At 72.9% G+C, this 14,715-nt stretch carries 13 protein-coding genes and 1 pseudogene; 9 read left to right on the top strand and 5 right to left on the bottom strand.

Translation table 11 applies throughout. The features are described from left to right. Positions 1-86: 86 nt before the first annotated feature. Both ACFWR9_RS17545 and ACFWR9_RS17540 read right to left on the bottom strand, forming a co-directional pair. The gene (locus ACFWR9_RS17545) at positions 87-1,718 is read right to left on the bottom strand and encodes an IclR family transcriptional regulator C-terminal domain-containing protein (RefSeq protein WP_383842480.1); all 1,632 of its coding nucleotides are present in this window, start codon (positions 1,716-1,718) and stop codon (positions 87-89) included. A gap of 85 nt (positions 1,719-1,803) precedes the next feature. Continuing rightward, positions 1,804-3,090 carry a M6 family metalloprotease domain-containing protein gene (locus tag ACFWR9_RS17540; protein WP_383842477.1) on the bottom strand — a complete coding sequence of 429 codons (1,287 nt, stop codon included), beginning with the start codon at positions 3,088-3,090 and terminating at the stop codon, positions 1,804-1,806. A 313-nt stretch (positions 3,091-3,403) separates the two neighbouring features. On the opposite strand from ACFWR9_RS17540, the gene ACFWR9_RS17535 reads away from it, so the two are divergent. Further along, positions 3,404-4,057, top strand: coding sequence for a TetR/AcrR family transcriptional regulator (locus ACFWR9_RS17535; RefSeq protein ID WP_161326721.1), 654 nt, complete (start codon positions 3,404-3,406; stop codon positions 4,055-4,057). Positions 4,058-4,168: 111 nt separating this feature from the next. Continuing rightward, the gene (locus ACFWR9_RS17530) at positions 4,169-5,704 is read left to right on the top strand and encodes an MFS transporter (RefSeq protein ID WP_383842473.1); all 1,536 of its coding nucleotides are present in this window, start codon (positions 4,169-4,171) and stop codon (positions 5,702-5,704) included. Between the two features lie 100 nt (positions 5,705-5,804). Here the strand turns inward: ACFWR9_RS17530 and ACFWR9_RS17525 are convergent, their stop codons facing one another. Continuing rightward, the gene (locus ACFWR9_RS17525; RefSeq protein WP_383842470.1) at positions 5,805-6,296 is read right to left on the bottom strand and encodes a MarR family winged helix-turn-helix transcriptional regulator; all 492 of its coding nucleotides are present in this window, start codon (positions 6,294-6,296) and stop codon (positions 5,805-5,807) included. 117 nt (positions 6,297-6,413) lie between these two features. On the opposite strand from ACFWR9_RS17525, the gene ACFWR9_RS17520 reads away from it, so the two are divergent. Next, the gene (locus ACFWR9_RS17520) at positions 6,414-7,199 is read left to right on the top strand and encodes a dioxygenase (protein ID WP_383842467.1); all 786 of its coding nucleotides are present in this window, start codon (positions 6,414-6,416) and stop codon (positions 7,197-7,199) included. 18 nt (positions 7,200-7,217) lie between these two features. Here ACFWR9_RS17520 and ACFWR9_RS17515 read toward each other — a convergent pair whose 3' ends face one another. Beyond that, positions 7,218-7,736 carry a GNAT family N-acetyltransferase gene (locus ACFWR9_RS17515; RefSeq protein WP_383842464.1) on the bottom strand — a complete coding sequence of 173 codons (519 nt, stop codon included), beginning with the start codon at positions 7,734-7,736 and terminating at the stop codon, positions 7,218-7,220. A gap of 181 nt (positions 7,737-7,917) precedes the next feature. Here ACFWR9_RS17515 and ACFWR9_RS17510 point away from each other — a divergent pair, with 181 nt between their 5' ends. Both ACFWR9_RS17510 and ACFWR9_RS17505 read left to right on the top strand, forming a co-directional pair. Then, positions 7,918-8,916 (top strand): RNA polymerase sigma factor RpoD/SigA, encoded by a 999-nt coding sequence (locus ACFWR9_RS17510; protein ID WP_383842461.1) that lies wholly within the window; start codon positions 7,918-7,920, stop codon positions 8,914-8,916. A gap of 402 nt (positions 8,917-9,318) precedes the next feature. Further along, positions 9,319-10,005: a TetR/AcrR family transcriptional regulator gene (locus ACFWR9_RS17505; protein WP_383842458.1), complete on the top strand. Its 687-nt coding sequence runs from the start codon at positions 9,319-9,321 to the stop codon at positions 10,003-10,005. Between the two features lie 9 nt (positions 10,006-10,014). Here ACFWR9_RS17505 and ACFWR9_RS17500 read toward each other — a convergent pair whose 3' ends face one another. Next, complete coding sequence (locus ACFWR9_RS17500) at positions 10,015-10,992, bottom strand: helix-turn-helix transcriptional regulator (RefSeq protein ID WP_383842455.1); 978 nt, start codon at positions 10,990-10,992, stop codon at positions 10,015-10,017. A gap of 62 nt (positions 10,993-11,054) precedes the next feature. Here ACFWR9_RS17500 and ACFWR9_RS17495 point away from each other — a divergent pair, with 62 nt between their 5' ends. The 4 genes and pseudogenes from ACFWR9_RS17495 to ACFWR9_RS17480 form a co-directional block, all read left to right on the top strand. After that, positions 11,055-12,590 (top strand): MFS transporter, encoded by a 1,536-nt coding sequence (locus ACFWR9_RS17495; protein ID WP_383842451.1) that lies wholly within the window; start codon positions 11,055-11,057, stop codon positions 12,588-12,590. A gap of 145 nt (positions 12,591-12,735) precedes the next feature. Then, positions 12,736-13,497, top strand: coding sequence for a DeoR/GlpR family DNA-binding transcription regulator (locus ACFWR9_RS17490; RefSeq protein WP_383842448.1), 762 nt, complete (start codon positions 12,736-12,738; stop codon positions 13,495-13,497). Beyond that, entirely contained in the window at positions 13,494-14,441 is a 948-nt protein-coding gene (pfkB, locus tag ACFWR9_RS17485; RefSeq protein WP_383842445.1) for a 1-phosphofructokinase, read from the top strand. Before ACFWR9_RS17490 ends, pfkB begins: the two co-directional genes overlap by 4 nt. 30 nt (positions 14,442-14,471) lie before the next feature. Beyond that, a pseudogene (locus ACFWR9_RS17480) lies at positions 14,472-14,715 on the top strand (hypothetical protein); the annotation flags it as partial.

Here is a 14,715-nt window from a genome sequence, read left to right as displayed (position 1 = left end):
CTGTCGGCGTTGGCTGTGCTGCCGGGGCGGCCCACCCCCGCGCCCGCGCCCCCCCCCCGCCGCGCCCCGCCGCCGTCTCCGCCGGGTCAGACGGCGGGCACCCGGCAGAAGCGCCCCGCCACCCGCAGTTCGGCCTCGATGAGGTCCGCCGTGCGCCGCAGCTCCGGCAGGACCCGCGTCACGCACTCCTCCGTCGTCCACCGCGCCGCGTGCATCGCCACGTTCACGGCGGCCACCACCCGTCCCGTACGGTCCCGCACCGGGACCGCGACGGCGCGCAGCCCGGCCTCCAGCTCCTCGTCGACCAGGGCGTGGCCCCGCGCCCGCACCTCCCGCAGCACGTCGGACGGTGTCCCCGCGCCGTCCGGGCGGCCGGCCAGCAGCACGCGGCCCAGCGCCGTCGCGTACGCGGGAAGCCGGGCACCGACCGTGACGTGGGCGCTCAGCACGCGGCCGGTGGACGCCCGGGCCGTGTACTGGATCTCCTCGCCCGTCTCCGACAGGACGGCCAGCGCCGCCGACTCGTGGACGCGGCCGGCCAGCGCCGTCAGGTGCGGCTGGGCGATCTCGGGCAGGGACGTGCGGGAGAGCGGCGGGAAGCCGAGGGACAGCACCCGGGGGGTGAGCGCGAACGCGCGGTCGGTAGCCGGTGCCACCAGCCCCGCGTGCTCGTAGGTGATCAGCGCCCGGCGGGCGGTCGCGCGGGCCAGGCCGGTGGCCTTCGCGACCTCCGTGAGGGTCAGCGCCGGGCGGCCCTCGCCGAAGGCGGTCAGCACGGTCAGCCCGCGGGCCAGCGACTCCACGAACTCCCGGCCCAGCTCCTGCTTCGACGCGCCGGTCCAGGTGGCCAGACCCGAGGGCGGCGGCCCCGGCTGTGGCGGCGGCGCGGTGCGCAGGTCGTCCTCCATCGCGGCGACCGCCGCGCGCAGCCGGGGGAGCAGGGTCGCCCGCAGGTCCGGTGCCGTGTGGCGGCTGGTGTGGCTCACCACGCTCGCCACGCACGCCACCCGTCCGGTGCCGGGCTCGCGCACCGGGACCGAGACCGCGACCAGGCCCGGTTCGATCAACTGGTCGTCCAGCGCCCAGCCGTCGCCCGCCGCCCGCGCCGTACGTTGCTCGAAGTCCTCGTCCGGGGCGCCGTGTTCGCGCGGCGGTACGGCGGGGAAGCGGCGGTCCTCCGGGTCGGCCGCCCGGCGCTCGTGCCAGCGGTGCCAGTCGGCCGGTGTCCACCCGGCGGCGAACAGCGGTCCCGGCGCGGTGCGTTCGGCGGGAAGCAGGTCACCGATGCGGAAGCTCAGGGACATCGCGCGGCGGCGGGTGGCCTGGTGGATGAAGCGGATGCCGTCCCGGTCGCCGACCGCCAGCGACACCGACTCGTCCAGCTCGTCGGCGAGGGCGTCGGCGCGGGCGGCCAGCAGGCCGGGCAGGCGGAGCGCGGCGAGGTAGGCGTTGCCCAGTTCCATCAGCCGGGGGGCGAGGGACACGTCGCGGCCGTCCAGGCGGACGTATCCCACGCGGGCGAGGGTCGCGGTGAGGCGGTCGACCGTGGACCGGGCCAGTCCGGTGGCCTTCTCCAGCCCGCTGAGGCTGAGCGCGCCGCCGTCCGCCTCGGTCAGCCGGCGCAGCACGGTGATCCCGCGCAGCAGCGGCGCCACCGCCTCGTCCGGCACGGCGGCGGCCCCGTCGCTTGCGACGGCGTTCGTGGTGTTGGCGGGCATCGGCTCTCCGGTAGGGCGTTCGCGGCAGGGCCACGGTAGTCCCGCCCGCCGCGGACCGGGGCCCGCCGGCCCGGCGCCCGGGCCGTCAGTCGCGGGTGACCCGCACCCGGTGGTCGCCGCTCCCGTCCGCGGCCGAAACCTTGATCGTGACGTCGCGGGCCGGGTCCTTGAAGGTCTCGCCCGGAGTGAAGGCGGCGTCGGAGAGTTCGGCGTGGACGTTCGGGCCGCGGGTGCAGCCGCCGCTGTCGCGCTGGGAGTCGTAGACCTTCACCGGACCCATGCCGGTGTCCACGTCCGCGTCGACCTTGTAGACGAGCACACCCGGCCGGCACACCGTCTCGTCGTTGCCCGCCTGGGTGCGCAGCTCGAGCGCGTAGCCGGACTCGCCGTCCAGCGGGACGACCACCAGCTTGTCGCCGCCCTTGCGGGCCAGCGGCGTCAGCGTGTACTCGGTCGTCCCGGCCGCGGCGGCGCAGTGCACCTGGGAGGGGTCGAGCCAGCCCAGCTTCCACTTGTGCCAGCCGAGGAGGTCGTTGCTGGCGCCCCAGTCCTCGCTCATGATGTCCCAGTGCCCGACCGCGCCCCCGCCCTCCTGGGTGTAGAGGTCGGGGAGTCCGAAGACATGGCCGTTCTCGTGCGGCAGCACCCGGTAGCCGGTCTCGCCGTAGGAGCCGGAGCCGTCGTCCTGTCGGGAGTAGACGAAGGACGCGTTGGCCACCGGGACGCCGTCGGCGACCGGGGCGTCGGTGTTCCCGGCGAACGTCACGGACAGCACCGTGTCCAGGGCGGACGGGCCCGCGTTCGGGGTGACCAGCACGTTCAGCAGGTCGTAGGAGCGGAAGTCCACCTCCGCGTCGGCCGCCGCCACGAGGTCCTGGACCAGTTTGCGGTAGCCGGGTTCGAAGGGGGCGCCGCGCTCTATGCCGTACTCCGCGAACGACTTCGGCATCCGCAGCCAGTCCCGCACGGGGGTCTCGGGGCGGTAGTCGAGGCGGCCGTAGGAGCTGGTGCGGAACCACTCCTCGGTCTTCGGGAAGAACTCCGCGAACCGGTCGAGCGCCTCGCCCTCGCCGGGCGCGTCGGAGAAGTCGATCATCAGGGTCAGGGCCCGGACCGTGCCGGTCGAGGGGGCGTAGCCGGCGGAGGTCGGAACACCCTCGGACATCTGGATCCCGGGTCCACCACTGATCATGCAGGGGCCGTGCGCGGAGGAGCGGGAGAGGGCGGCCGGCCCGGCGCCCGCGGGCGCGGTGCCCGGCGCGAGCCCGCCGGTGCTCGCCGAGGTGCTGAGCGCGAGGGTCAGGACGCCGACCGTCCCGATCGCGGCCGGCCGGCGCGGACGTATGCGTCGTCTCGGCGGCTGCGCCTGCATGCGGACCTCCCCGGACCACGGCAGCGGCCCGGCACCGGCTGCGCTCCTGCGCTCACCCTGTGCCGCGGGGTGTGCGGGCGCGCGCTGGAGCGGCCGATCGTGGGTTTCTCGCCGGTAGCTTCCGTCCGGGGGACGGGCGTTGGGGCCTCACGGAGGGTGAGGGGCCGGGTCGTTCCGGTGCTGTGACTCAGGTCACGGTGTTTCTTTCCGGGCCCGGGAAATAACCGGGGATCGTTTCCCCGTTTAGCCCTGTGTCCGAGCGAAGCGGGGAGTGTCTCCCCGGATCGCGAACCCCATCACCAAGGAGTACGCCGTGCAGACCGCGACCCCCGAGCAGCGCAAGGTGCCCCGGCCCCGTGCCGACGCTCTGCGCAACCGGGAGCGGATCGTCACCGCCGCCCGGGAGATGTTCGTCGAACACGGCCCCGAGGTGCCGCTCGACGAGATCGCCCGCCGGGCCGGCGTGGGCAACGCCACGGTGTACCGCAACTTCCCCGACCGCGACGCCCTCGTCCGTGAGGTCGTCTGCTCGGTCATGGACCGCACGGCACGGGCGGCCGAGCTGGCCCTCGCGGAGACCGGGGACGCGTTCGAGGCGCTGGAGCGCTTCGTGCACGCCTCCGCCGACGAGCGGATCAGCGCCCTGTGCCCGATGGTCTCCAGCACTTTCGACCAGCACCACCCCGACCTGGAAGCGGCGCGCGAACGGGTCGAGCGACTCGTCGCCGAGGTCATGGACCGGGCGAAGGCGGCCGGTCAGCTCCGTAACGACGTGGGCGTGGGCGACCTGATGATCGCCGCCGCCCAGCTGAGCCGGCCCCCGGCCGGTACGGGGTGCCTGAGCGCCGACCGGTTCGTCCACCGCCATCTCCAGCTGTTCCTGGACGGGCTGCGGGCACCGGCCCGCTCCGTCCTGCCGGGCAGCGAAGTGACCATGGAGGATCTGCGCCGGCCCTGCGACCAGTAGCACCACTGCTTCCAGTAGCTCCGCGACACCCGACCGTTCGGCCGTCGCCGTAGATCAGTACGTCCCTTTACTCACCTTTATCCGTCACGAAGTCCCGAAGTGGGTATCTCCATGTCTCAAACAGCCGTCAAGGCTCCCGGCGTTCCGGACGCCGGACGCTGGAAAGCGCTCGTCTTCATCGCGCTCGCCCAGCTGATGGTGGTCCTCGACGCCACCATCGTGAACATCGCCCTGCCCTCCGCCCAGCAGGACCTCGGCATCTCCGACGGCAACCGGCAGTGGGTCGTCACGGCCTATGCCCTCGCCTTCGGCGGTCTGCTGCTGTTCGGCGGCCGGATAGCCGACCTGTGGGGCCGCAAGCGCACCTTCGTCCTCGGCCTGGCAGGCTTCGCCGCCGCCTCGGCGCTCGGCGGCGCGGCCACCAACGAGGCGATGATGTTCGGCTCCCGCGCCCTCCAGGGTGCCTTCGGCGCCCTGCTCGCGCCCGCCGCGCTCTCCCTGCTGGCCGTGATGTTCACGGACGCCAAGGAGCGCGCCAAGGCCTTCGGCATCTACGGCGCGATCGCCGGTGGCGGCGGCGCCGTGGGTCTGATCCTCGGCGGTTTCCTCACCGAGTACCTGAACTGGCGCTGGACGTTCTTCGTCAACATCCCGTTCGCCATCGTCGCCGCGGCCGGTGCCTACCTCGTCATCCGTGAGCCCCAGGGCGGCCGCAACCGCTCGCCGCTCGACATCCCCGGCGTGATCCTGTCCACCCTCGGTCTGGTCGCGCTCGTCTACGGCTTCACCCGCGCCGAGTCCAACGGCTGGAGCGACTCGGTGACGGTCGGCATGTTCGTCGGCGCGGCCGTGCTGCTGTTCGCCTTCGTGGTCGTCGAGTCGAAGGTCAAGGCCCCGCTGCTGCCGCTGCGGGTGATCACCGAGCGCAACCGCGGCGGGATCTACCTCTCGCTGGGCCTGGCGATCATCGCGATGTTCGGCCTGTTCCTCTTCCTGACCTACTACCTCCAGATCGTGAAGGGCTACACGCCGGTGAAGACCGGCTTCGCCTTCCTGCCGATGATCGCGGGCATGATCGCGGGCTCCACCCAGATCGGCACCCGCCTGATGACCCGGGTCGCGCCCCGGCTGCTGATGGGCCCCGGCTTCCTGGTCGCCGCCGTCGGCATGCTGCTGCTGACCCAGCTGGAGATCGACACCTCCTACGCCGGTGTGCTGCTGCCCGGCATGCTCCTGCTCGGCCTCGGCATGGGTACGGCGTTCATGCCGGCCATGTCCATGGCCACCATGGGCGTGGAGGCGCGGGACGCCGGTGTCGCCTCGGCGATGGTCAACACCTCGCAGCAGGTGGGCGGCGCGATCGGCACGGCGCTGCTGAACACGATCGCCGCCTCGGCCACCACGTCCTACGTCGCCGACCACATCGGCGGCGCGTCCTCCCGGTCCCAGCAGCAGCTGGTCCAGCTCCAGGGCCAGGTGCAGGGCTACACCAGCGCCATCTGGTTCGCCGTCGGCATCCTGGTGGTGGCCGCCGTGATCGCCCTGACCTTCATCAACGCCGGACGCCCGGGCGGCACCACCGTCACCGGGTCGGCTTCGGGCGACGCGGTCGAGGACGAGCTGCCGGTGCCGGTCGTCGCCCACTGACGCCGGACCCGATACCCGCTCGGGCCATCCGTTCCATCCGTGTGCGGGGGGAGGGGACGCCCTCCGCACACGGCTCCCAGGACCTGCCCCGGCCGCGCGTTCAGCGCAGCCAGGGCAGGTCCGCACCCGCTTCGCTCGGCTGAAGTCCCGCGGCGTCGATCCGCATCATCTCGCCGAGGGACTTCTGCTGTCCGGGGGTGAGCCGGTCGAAGACGGCCTGGCGCACGGCGTGCACATGGCCGGGAGCCGTCCTGCGCAGCACCGCGTACCCCTCGTCCGTGAGGATGGCGAACTGGCCGCGCTTGTCGGAGGGGCAGTCCTCGCGGCGGACCCAGCCGTTCTTCTCCAGCCGGGCGACCGCGTGCGAGAGCCGGGAACGGGTGATCTTCGCGTATCTGGCCAGCTCCGTCATCCGCAGCCGCCGCCTCGGCGACTCGGCCAGTTTGACCAGCAGACCGTAGTAGACGTGCGGCATGCCCGCGTCGCGCTGGAGCTGCCGGTCGAGGTGGTCCTCCAGGAGGGTGGCGGCCTCGATGTAGGAGCGCCAGACGAGCTGCTCCTCGTCGGTGAGCCAGCGGGGTTCGTCGTTCATGGGTCCCACTCTACGAAACGACTCCTTGAAAGTTAAACAAGTTCGGGGTGGATTGGGGTAGATTAATGGCCAGTAGAGATTGAGAGTTCAAGTATCGGCCGTATGGGAGCAGCAGTCATGACCGCCGCCACGCAGGAGCGCATGCCCGCCCTCTACCTCAGCCACGGCGCCCCGCCCCTCGCCGACGACCCGGTCTGGCCCGGCGAACTCGCCGCGTGGGCCGCCGGCCTGCCCCGGCCGAAGGCGATCCTCATCGTCTCCGCCCACTGGGAGGAGTCCCCGCTCGCCCTCGGCGCCACCAGGACCCTGCCCCTGGTGTACGACTTCTGGGGCTTCCCGGAGCACTACTACCGGGTGCGCTACGAGGCCCCCGGCGCCCCCGCGCTCGCCGAGTCCGTACGCAAGCTGCTGCGCGCCCCCGGCACGCCCGTCCAGGACGTCCCCGACCGCGGCCTCGACCACGGCGCCTACGTGCCGCTCGTCGAGATGTACCCCGACGCCGACATCCCGGTCCTCCAGGTCTCCATGCCGACCCTCGACCCGGAACGGCTGATGGAGACCGGCCGCCGGCTGGCGCCGCTGCGCGACGAGGGCGTGCTGATCATCGGCTCCGGCTTCTTCACCCACAACCTGGCCGCGCTGCGTCAGGACGGCGTCCCCTCCTGGTCCGCGGAGTTCGACGACTGGGGCCGGCGCGCGCTGGAGGACGGTGACGTGGACGGGCTGCTCGACTTCGCCCGCAAGTCCCCGGCGGGGCGGCTCGCCCACCCGCGCACCGAGCACTTCGCGCCCCTGTTCGTGACCATGGGGGCCGCGGACGCGGCCGGTGAACTGGACCTTCGGCGGTCGGTGATCGACGGGTTCTGGATGGGGCTGGCCAAGCGGTCGGTGCAGTTCGGCTGACCGCCGGCCGCGCGGGGGCTACAGCGGCTTCTCGTACCAGGCCACGTCCCAGTAGCGGCCGAACTTGCGGCCCACCTCGCGGTACGTGCCGACGTGCCGGAAGCCCAGGCGCTCGTGCAGCCGGGCCGAGGCCTCGTTGGGCTGCGCGATGCCCGCGTAGGCGCGGTGCAGGTCCTCGCCCGCCAGCGCCTCGAAGAGGGACGTGTAGAGCAGCGTGCCGACGCCCCGGCCGCCGGCGCCCGGGGCGACGTAGACGGTGGTCTCCACCGAGGTTCCGTAGGCGGGCTTCGCGCGGTAGGGGCTGGAGGTGGCGTACCCCAGAATCTCCTGTGAGTCCGCGTCCGTGGCAACCCTCAGCCGGTACGGGCCGTCTTCAGGGTGGGAGAGCAGCCAAGGGCGGCGCTCCTCCGCGGTGAAGGGCTCGGTGTCGAACGTGATGGGCGTCTCACACACGTAGTGGTTGTAGAGGTCGGTGAGCGCCTTGAGGTCGTCCTCGACTCCCGGTCTGACCTGGACATCCGTACGCGCCGTCGGCATCACGCCACCTCCTGTGGCGGCACAGGGTACTGCATGATCAGAAAAATCGAGGGGCGGGTTGGGAATTCTGTCCGGATTCCAGTCGTTGTTTCCATCGGATGCAGGGCACCCGAGGAGAGTCCCCCACAGTGCTGAGCGTCCACCGGACCACCCGCTGAACCACCATCGCAAGGGAGCACGCATGGCAACCCGTGCCGTCGCCCGTCGTAAGTCCGCCACCGGCGAGACCTCCGGCGCGGCAACCAGCGTCCGCGCAGGCGGCGGAGAGCTCGCCGACCGCGATCTGGTCGGCATGTACCTCGACGAGATCGCGCGCACACCGCTGCTCGACGCCGCCAAGGAGGTCGAGCTGTCCCAGACCATCGAGGCCGGTGTGTTCGCGCGGCAGGTCCTCGAAGGCTACGAGGAGACCGGGGCGGATGCCACCCGTGAGGAACTCCAGGCCCTGATCGACGAGAGCGAGCGGGCGAAGGACGTCTTCATCCGGTCCAACCTCCGCCTGGTCGTCGCGGTCGCCCGCCGCTACCCGCGCAGCGGTCTGCCGCTGCTCGACCTGATCCAGGAGGGCAACGCCGGCCTGGTCCGCGCGGTCGAGAAGTTCGACTACCGCAAGGGCTTCAAGTTCTCGACCTACGCGACCTGGTGGATCCGTCAGGCCATCACCCGGTCCATCGCCGACCAGTCGCGCACCATCCGCCTGCCCGTCCACCTGGTGGAGGAGCTGGGCCGGATCCGGCGCGTGCAGCGCGAGTTCAACCGCGAGCACGGCCGCGAGCCGGAGCCCGCCGAGATCGCGGCCGAGCTGGGCTCGACCCCGGAGCGCGTCACCGACGTGCTCGACTGGGCCCGCGACCCGGTCTCGCTGAACATGTCGGTGGACGACGAGGGCGAGACCCAGTTCGGCGACCTGCTGGAGGACACCTCCGCCGTGTCGCCCGAGCAGTCGGTGCTGACCCTGCTGCGCAGCGAGGAGCTGGACGACCTCATCGGCCGCCTCGACCCGCGCACCGCCTCCATCATCAAGATGCGGTACGGCATCGTCGACGGCCGCGAGCGCACGCTGACCGAGGTCGGCAAGGAGCACGGCCTCACGCGTGAGCGGATCCGGCAGATCGAGAAGCACGCGCTCCTCGAGCTGAAGAAGCTGGCCCGTTCGACCGGCTTCGAGGCGGCGGCGTAGAGCCGGCACGTGACGCGGGGGCGTGACGTGGCGGGTGGGGCGCACGCCGGTGGCCGAACCCCGCGCAAACATGGCCGTACAACGCTGCTTCAACCCGCGGGGGCCCGGGAAAAAGAACTCCGGGCCCGCCCGCAAGGGGCCCGGAACCACCGGCCCGCCGCCCCTTCAGGACCACGTCCCGACGCACTCCCCCCGGTGCCGGGACTTTCCCGAGCCGGGCTCGGCGCCCCTCCCCCCGGGGTGCCGCAGCCCGGCTCTCTCCCTGTCCGCGAGCCGTCGGGAGTCGTAGGGAGTCGTCGCGAGTCGTCCGCGAGCCGAGCGGGCCGGCGGGACACCCCGAACCTGAACCCCGGGGTGGCCCGCCGAATGGCAGATTCTGCCACAGCGGCATAGCCTGCCGAAGTGAGCAGCACCATCCCCGCATTCCCCGACCCCGGGTCGGGACCGGTCTCCCTGACCGAACGGCGCAAGGCCGAGACCCGCATGGAGATCGCCCGCGCGGCGGCCCGCCTCTTCGTCGGCCAGGGCCTCAGAGCCACCCGCGCCGAGGACATCGCCCGCGCCGCCGGTATCGCGCCGCGCACCTTCTACCGCTACTTCGCGGCCAAGGAGGAGGCCGTCGCCCCGCTGTACGCCCTCGGCGCCGAGCGCTGGGTGCGGGCGGTCCGCGACGCCCCGGCCGAACTGTCCCCGCCCGAGGCGCTGGAACACGCCGTGCGGCACACCCTGACCCCGGGCGCCGGGGTCTCGGCCGCCTCCTGGGAGTGGGCCCGCACCCTGATCCGCCTGGCCGGGAGCAGCCCGGCGCTGCGCAAGGTGTGGGCGGAGGTCTGCCACAGCACGGAGCGCGGGCTCGTGGAGGCGCTGGCCGCGCGGATGTCCGGCGGTGACGACAACGTTGCCGCACGCCTCGCGGCCTCTCCGCGCCTCCACTTCGCGGCCGCCGTGGCGGGCGCGGCGGTGCGCGTCGCGGCGGAACACTGGGCGACGTCCGACGCGACGGCACGCAGCCCCCTGGACCAGGCCCTGCGGAACCTGGCGGCCCTGCGCGACTTCACGTGGGAGGACGAGCCGTCCGGTCAGGGGTGAGCCGCGGCATCACCCGGTACCGGACTCCGCCGCCCGCCCCAGCCGCGCCCCCAACTCCCTTACTTGGTCGACCAGTTCCGCCGGCTGCCGGACCCGGAACTCCAGTCCCGTCATCGCCAGCCGCACCGCCATCCACTCGGGCGCGTCGGACACCGTCGCCCGCAGGACGCACGACGCGCCGCCGGCCACCGCTTCCGGCGCCCCGAGCCACTGCGGCAGCCGTGCCGCGACGGCCTCGGGCGGTTCGAGGAAGAGGACCTCGATCCCGTACGAGTCGTTGCGCCGCTGCATCGAGCGCCGCAGGTACTCGGCCGCGTCCCCGGCCGGCAGCTCCCGGGGCGTGAACCGCGCGCCGGTGGCGAAGGGTTCGCTGACCCGGTCGACCCGGAAGGTCCGCCAGTCGTCGCGGTCGAGGTCGTAGGCGATCAGGTACCAGCGGCGCCCGGTCGACACCAGCCGGTACGGCTCCGTCACGCGCCGCGACTCGGTGCCGTCGCCCGCGCGGTAGGCGAACCGCAGCCGCTCGTGTCCGGCCACCGTCGAGGCCATGACGGTCAGTGTGCCGGGCGCGATGCTCGGCCCGTCCCCGCTGGTCAGCGGCGTGGTCGCGGCCTGGAGCGTGGTCACCCGGTGCCGCAGCCGCGACGGCAGCACCTGCTCCAGCTTGGCCAGCGCCCGCACCGACGCCTCGTCCAGGCCCTCGACCGCGTGCCCGGCGCCGGCCCGCAGCCCGACCGCGATGGCCACCGCCTCCTCGTCGTCGAGGACGAGCGGCGGCATCGCCTTGCCGGCCACCAGCCGGTAGCCGCCGTCCGCGCCCATGGTGGCCTGCACGGGGTAGCCCAGCTCGCGCAGCCGGTCGATGTCGCGCCGGACCGTCCGGCGGGAGACCCCGAGCCGGCCGGCCAGCTCGCCGCCGGGCCATTCGCGGGGCGTCTGGAGGAGGGAGAGGAGCGTCAGCAGCCGGGCCGGAGTGTCCGTCGTCATGGAACCGAGGATGCCGCACATCTAGGACGCGATCCGTCCTACTGGCGTCCTAACTTCCTCCCATGACCTTCACGCAGACCCCGGACACGCCACCCGTCCCGCCCGCTTCACCCGCCCCGCCCGCCCCGGGCGACCGCCGCCGCTGGTTCGCCCTCGCGATCGTGATGACCGCGGCCTTCATGGACCTGGTCGACGTCACCATCGTCAACATCGCGATCCCGTCGATCCAGCGGGACGAGGGCGCCTCCGTCAGCCAGATCCAGTGGATAACGGCCGGCTACGCCCTCGCCTTCGCCGCCGGTCTGATCACCGGCGGACGGCTCGGCGACATCCACGGCCGCAAGCGGGTGTTCCTCATCGGCATCGGCGGCTTCACCCTGGCGTCCGCGCTGTGCGGTCTGGCGGCGAACCCGGAGATGCTGGTCGCCTCCCGCATCCTCCAGGGCGCCATGGCGGCGCTGATGGTGCCGCAGGTCCTGTCGATCGTGCACGCCACGTTCCCGGCGCACGAACGCGGCAAGGTCTTCGGGCTGTTCGGCGCGATCGTCGGCCTCGGCGCCGTCTCCGGCCCGCTGCTGGGCGCCCTGCTCACCGAGTGGAACCTCTTCGGCCTCGAATGGCGGCCCATCTTCCTCATCAACCTGCCGGTCGGCATCGCGGGACTCGTCCTCGGCAGCCGCTTCATCACGGAGTCCAAGGCGCCGCGCGCCCTGCGCCTTGACCTGGTCGGGGTCGCGCTGGTCACCCTCGGCATGCTGATGCTGGTCTACCCGCTCACCCGGGGCCGGGAGCTGGACTGGCCGCTGTGGGGGTACCTGTCGATGGCCGGCTCGCTCGTGGTCCTCGCGGTGCTGGTGGCGTACGAGCGGCGCAAGAGCGCGCGGGACGGCTCGCCGCTGGTCGAGCTGTCGCTGTTCAAGGTCAAGAGCTTCGCGGCCGGTATCGCCGTGCAGACCGTCTTCGGCATCGCGCTCGGCATCTTCTTCCTGGTGTGGACGCTGTACATGCAGGTGGGCCTCGGCTGGACCGCGCTGCGGGCCGGGCTGACCGGAGTGCCGTTCTCGATCGCGGTCTCCGTGGCGGCCGGGGTGTCGGTGCAGCTGCTGGTCCCGCGCTTCGGGCGCAAGGTGCTCCAGGCGGGCGCGCTGGTGATGGCGGCCGGAGTGCTGCTCTACATCTGGGAGTCCGAGCGCTACGGCCTCGGCATCACGTCCTGGCAGATGGCGCTGCCGCTGGCCGTGATGGGCGTCGGCATGGGTCTGATCGTCGCGCCGCTGACCGACGCGGTGCTGTCCCAGGTGCCGCGTGAGCACGCCGGGGCCGCGTCCGGGCTGATCAACACCGTGATGCAGATGGGCAACGCGCTCGGCCTCGGCCTGGTGTCGGTGGTCTTCTTCGGCACGATGAGCGACCACCTCGCCCCCGCTCGCCTCGGTCCGGCCTACGCGGACGCCTTCCAGAACGCGCTGGGCTGGGTGGCCGGGGTGATGGCCGTCATCTTCCTGCTGATGTTCGCGCTGCCCAAGCGGCCCGCGCAGCACGTGGAAGGGGCCCCGGCGGAGGAGCCGGCGGACGAGAAGGAGCCCGCGCTGCTCTGAGCGCAGGCCCCTGCCTTCCGCTACACATGCCCGTTCATGCCCGAGTGTGTCCGAACGCCTGTGTTCTCCTGTTTACATTCCCGAAAACCGGGCGTAGCCTCCGAGAGAAACCACAGGTTCGGGCACAGTTCGGAGGTGAACGGTCATGTACGCACCGGAGCGGCAGCAGGAGATCCTCCGGCTCGCCCGGGACAGTGGCCGGGTGGACGTGGTGTCGCTCGCCGAGGAGTTCCAGGTGACCGCGGAGACCATCCGCCGCGACCTCACGGCGCTCGACCGCGCCGGGCTGCTCCGCCGGGTGCACGGCGGCGCGATCCCCGCCGGGCGGCTCGACTTCGAGCCGGACCTCGCCGAGCGCGAGTCCACCGCCGCCGACGAGAAGGACCGGATCGCCAAGGCGGCCCTGGCCGAACTGCCCACCGAGGGCACGCTGATCCTCGACGCCGGCTCGACGGTGGCCCGCATGGCGGCGGCGATCCCGGCGGAGAGCTCGCTGACCGTCGTCACCCACAGCCTGCCCATCGCCGCCCGCCTCGCCGACCACCCCGGCATCCAGCTCCACCTGGTCGGCGGCCGGGTCCGGCACCGTACCCGCGCCGCCGTGGACGCCTGGGCGCTGCGCGCGTACGGCGAGATCCGCGCCGACGTCACGGTGGTGGCGGCCAACGGCTTCTCCGTCGAGTACGGCCTGACCACCCCCGACCTCGCCGAGGCCGCCGTCAAGCGGGCCGCTGTGGCCGCCGCCCGCCGCGTGGTGCTGGTCGCCGACTCCTCGAAGTACGGCCAGGAGCACTTCGCCCGCTTCGGTGCCCTGGGCGACGTGGACCTGCTGATCACCGACAGCGGGCTGAGCCCCGAAGACGCGGGCGACGTCGAGCGCGCCGGCACGGAAGTAGTACGCGCATGATCCTCACCGTCACCCCCAACCCGTCCCTGGACCGCACCTACGAGGTCCCCTCGCTCGACCGCGGCGAGGTCGTCCGCGCCACGGGCGAGCGCGTGGACCCGGGCGGCAAGGGCGTGAACGTCTCGCGGGCGGTGACGGCGGCCGGACAGCGCACCGTGGCGGTGCTGCCGCTCGGCGGGGCGCCGGGAGCACTGGTGGCCGATCTGCTGGACGCCCAGGGCATCGAGGTCGCGCCGGTGCCGATCGCCGGGGCCACCCGCTCCAACATCGCGCTCGCCGAGGCCGACGGCGTCCTGACGAAGATCAACGCACCGGGCCCCGAACTGTCCGCGGCCGAACGGGAACTGCTCCTGGAGACCGTACGGAGCCAGTCGCCCGGCGCCGACTGGATCGCCTGCTGCGGCAGCCTGCCCCGCGGCCTCGCCCCCTCCTGGTACGCCGAGCTGGTCGCCCGGGCGCACGCCGCCGGTGTCCGCATCGCCCTGGACACCTCGGGACCGGCCCTGCTCCAGGCCCTGCGCGAGCGCCCCGACGTGGTCAAGCCGAACGCCGAGGAACTCGCGGAGGCCGTCGGACGCCCCCTCGCCACGGTCGGCGACGCCGTGAAGGCCGCCGAGGAACTGCGGGAGCTGGGCGCCCGGTCCGTGCTCGCCAGCCTGGGCGCCGACGGGCAACTGCTCGTGGCCGAGGAGGGCACCTGGTTCGGCACCGCCCGCGTGGACGCCGTACGCAGCAACGTGGGCGCCGGCGACTCCTCCCTCGCCGGATTCCTGATCGCCCGGGGAGCGGGGCCCGGCGCCCTCGCCTCCGCCGTCGCGCACGGCGCCGCCGCCGTCCGGCTGCCGGGCAGCGTGATGCCGACGCCGAACGATCTGGAACCGTCCGCCGTGACGGTCACCGCCGAGGTGCCGGCGGACCGCATACTGCGGGAGCCGACGTCATGAACGGGGCCCACGCCACCGGTCCTTACGGGGGTGCTTCCGGCCTCGACCGGGGTGCTGCCGGTCGCCACCGGCGTGCTTCCGGCCTGCGCCGGGGTGCTGCCGGTCTCAACGGGTGTGCTTCCGGTCTCCGCCGGGGTGCTGCCGGTCTCAACGGGTGTGCTTCCGGTCTCCGCCGGGGTGCTGCCGGTCTCAACGGGTGTGCTTCCGGTCTCCGCCGGGGTGCTGCCGGTCTCAACGGGTGTGCTTCCGGTCTCCGCCGGGGTGCTGCCGGTCG

The sequence above is a fragment of the Streptomyces sp. NPDC058534 genome (genome assembly GCF_042717365.1).
Lineage (GTDB): Bacteria > Actinomycetota > Actinomycetes > Streptomycetales > Streptomycetaceae > Streptomyces.
Note: the sequence above shows the minus strand (reverse complement) of the source record. Positions and strands in the feature narration are given on the sequence as shown.

Excerpts from the sequence above, each read along its gene's own strand:
- ACFWR9_RS17495 (WP_383842451.1), top strand. The coding sequence starts at position 11,055 with ATGACCTTCACGCAGACCCCGGACACGCCACCCGTCCCGCCCGCTTCA.
- ACFWR9_RS17490 (WP_383842448.1), top strand. The coding sequence starts at position 12,736 with ATGTACGCACCGGAGCGGCAGCAGGAGATCCTCCGGCTCGCCCGGGAC.
- pfkB (WP_383842445.1), top strand. The coding sequence starts at position 13,494 with ATGATCCTCACCGTCACCCCCAACCCGTCCCTGGACCGCACCTACGAG.
- ACFWR9_RS17540 (WP_383842477.1), bottom strand. The coding sequence starts at position 3,090 with ATGCAGGCGCAGCCGCCGAGACGACGCATACGTCCGCGCCGGCCGGCC.
- ACFWR9_RS17545 (WP_383842480.1), bottom strand. The coding sequence starts at position 1,718 with ATGCCCGCCAACACCACGAACGCCGTCGCAAGCGACGGGGCCGCCGCC.
- ACFWR9_RS17515 (WP_383842464.1), bottom strand. The coding sequence starts at position 7,736 with ATGCCGACGGCGCGTACGGATGTCCAGGTCAGACCGGGAGTCGAGGAC.
- ACFWR9_RS17525 (WP_383842470.1), bottom strand. The coding sequence starts at position 6,296 with ATGAACGACGAACCCCGCTGGCTCACCGACGAGGAGCAGCTCGTCTGG.
- ACFWR9_RS17510 (WP_383842461.1), top strand. The coding sequence starts at position 7,918 with ATGGCAACCCGTGCCGTCGCCCGTCGTAAGTCCGCCACCGGCGAGACC.
- ACFWR9_RS17500 (WP_383842455.1), bottom strand. The coding sequence starts at position 10,992 with ATGACGACGGACACTCCGGCCCGGCTGCTGACGCTCCTCTCCCTCCTC.
- ACFWR9_RS17520 (WP_383842467.1), top strand. The coding sequence starts at position 6,414 with ATGACCGCCGCCACGCAGGAGCGCATGCCCGCCCTCTACCTCAGCCAC.
- ACFWR9_RS17530 (WP_383842473.1), top strand. The coding sequence starts at position 4,169 with ATGTCTCAAACAGCCGTCAAGGCTCCCGGCGTTCCGGACGCCGGACGC.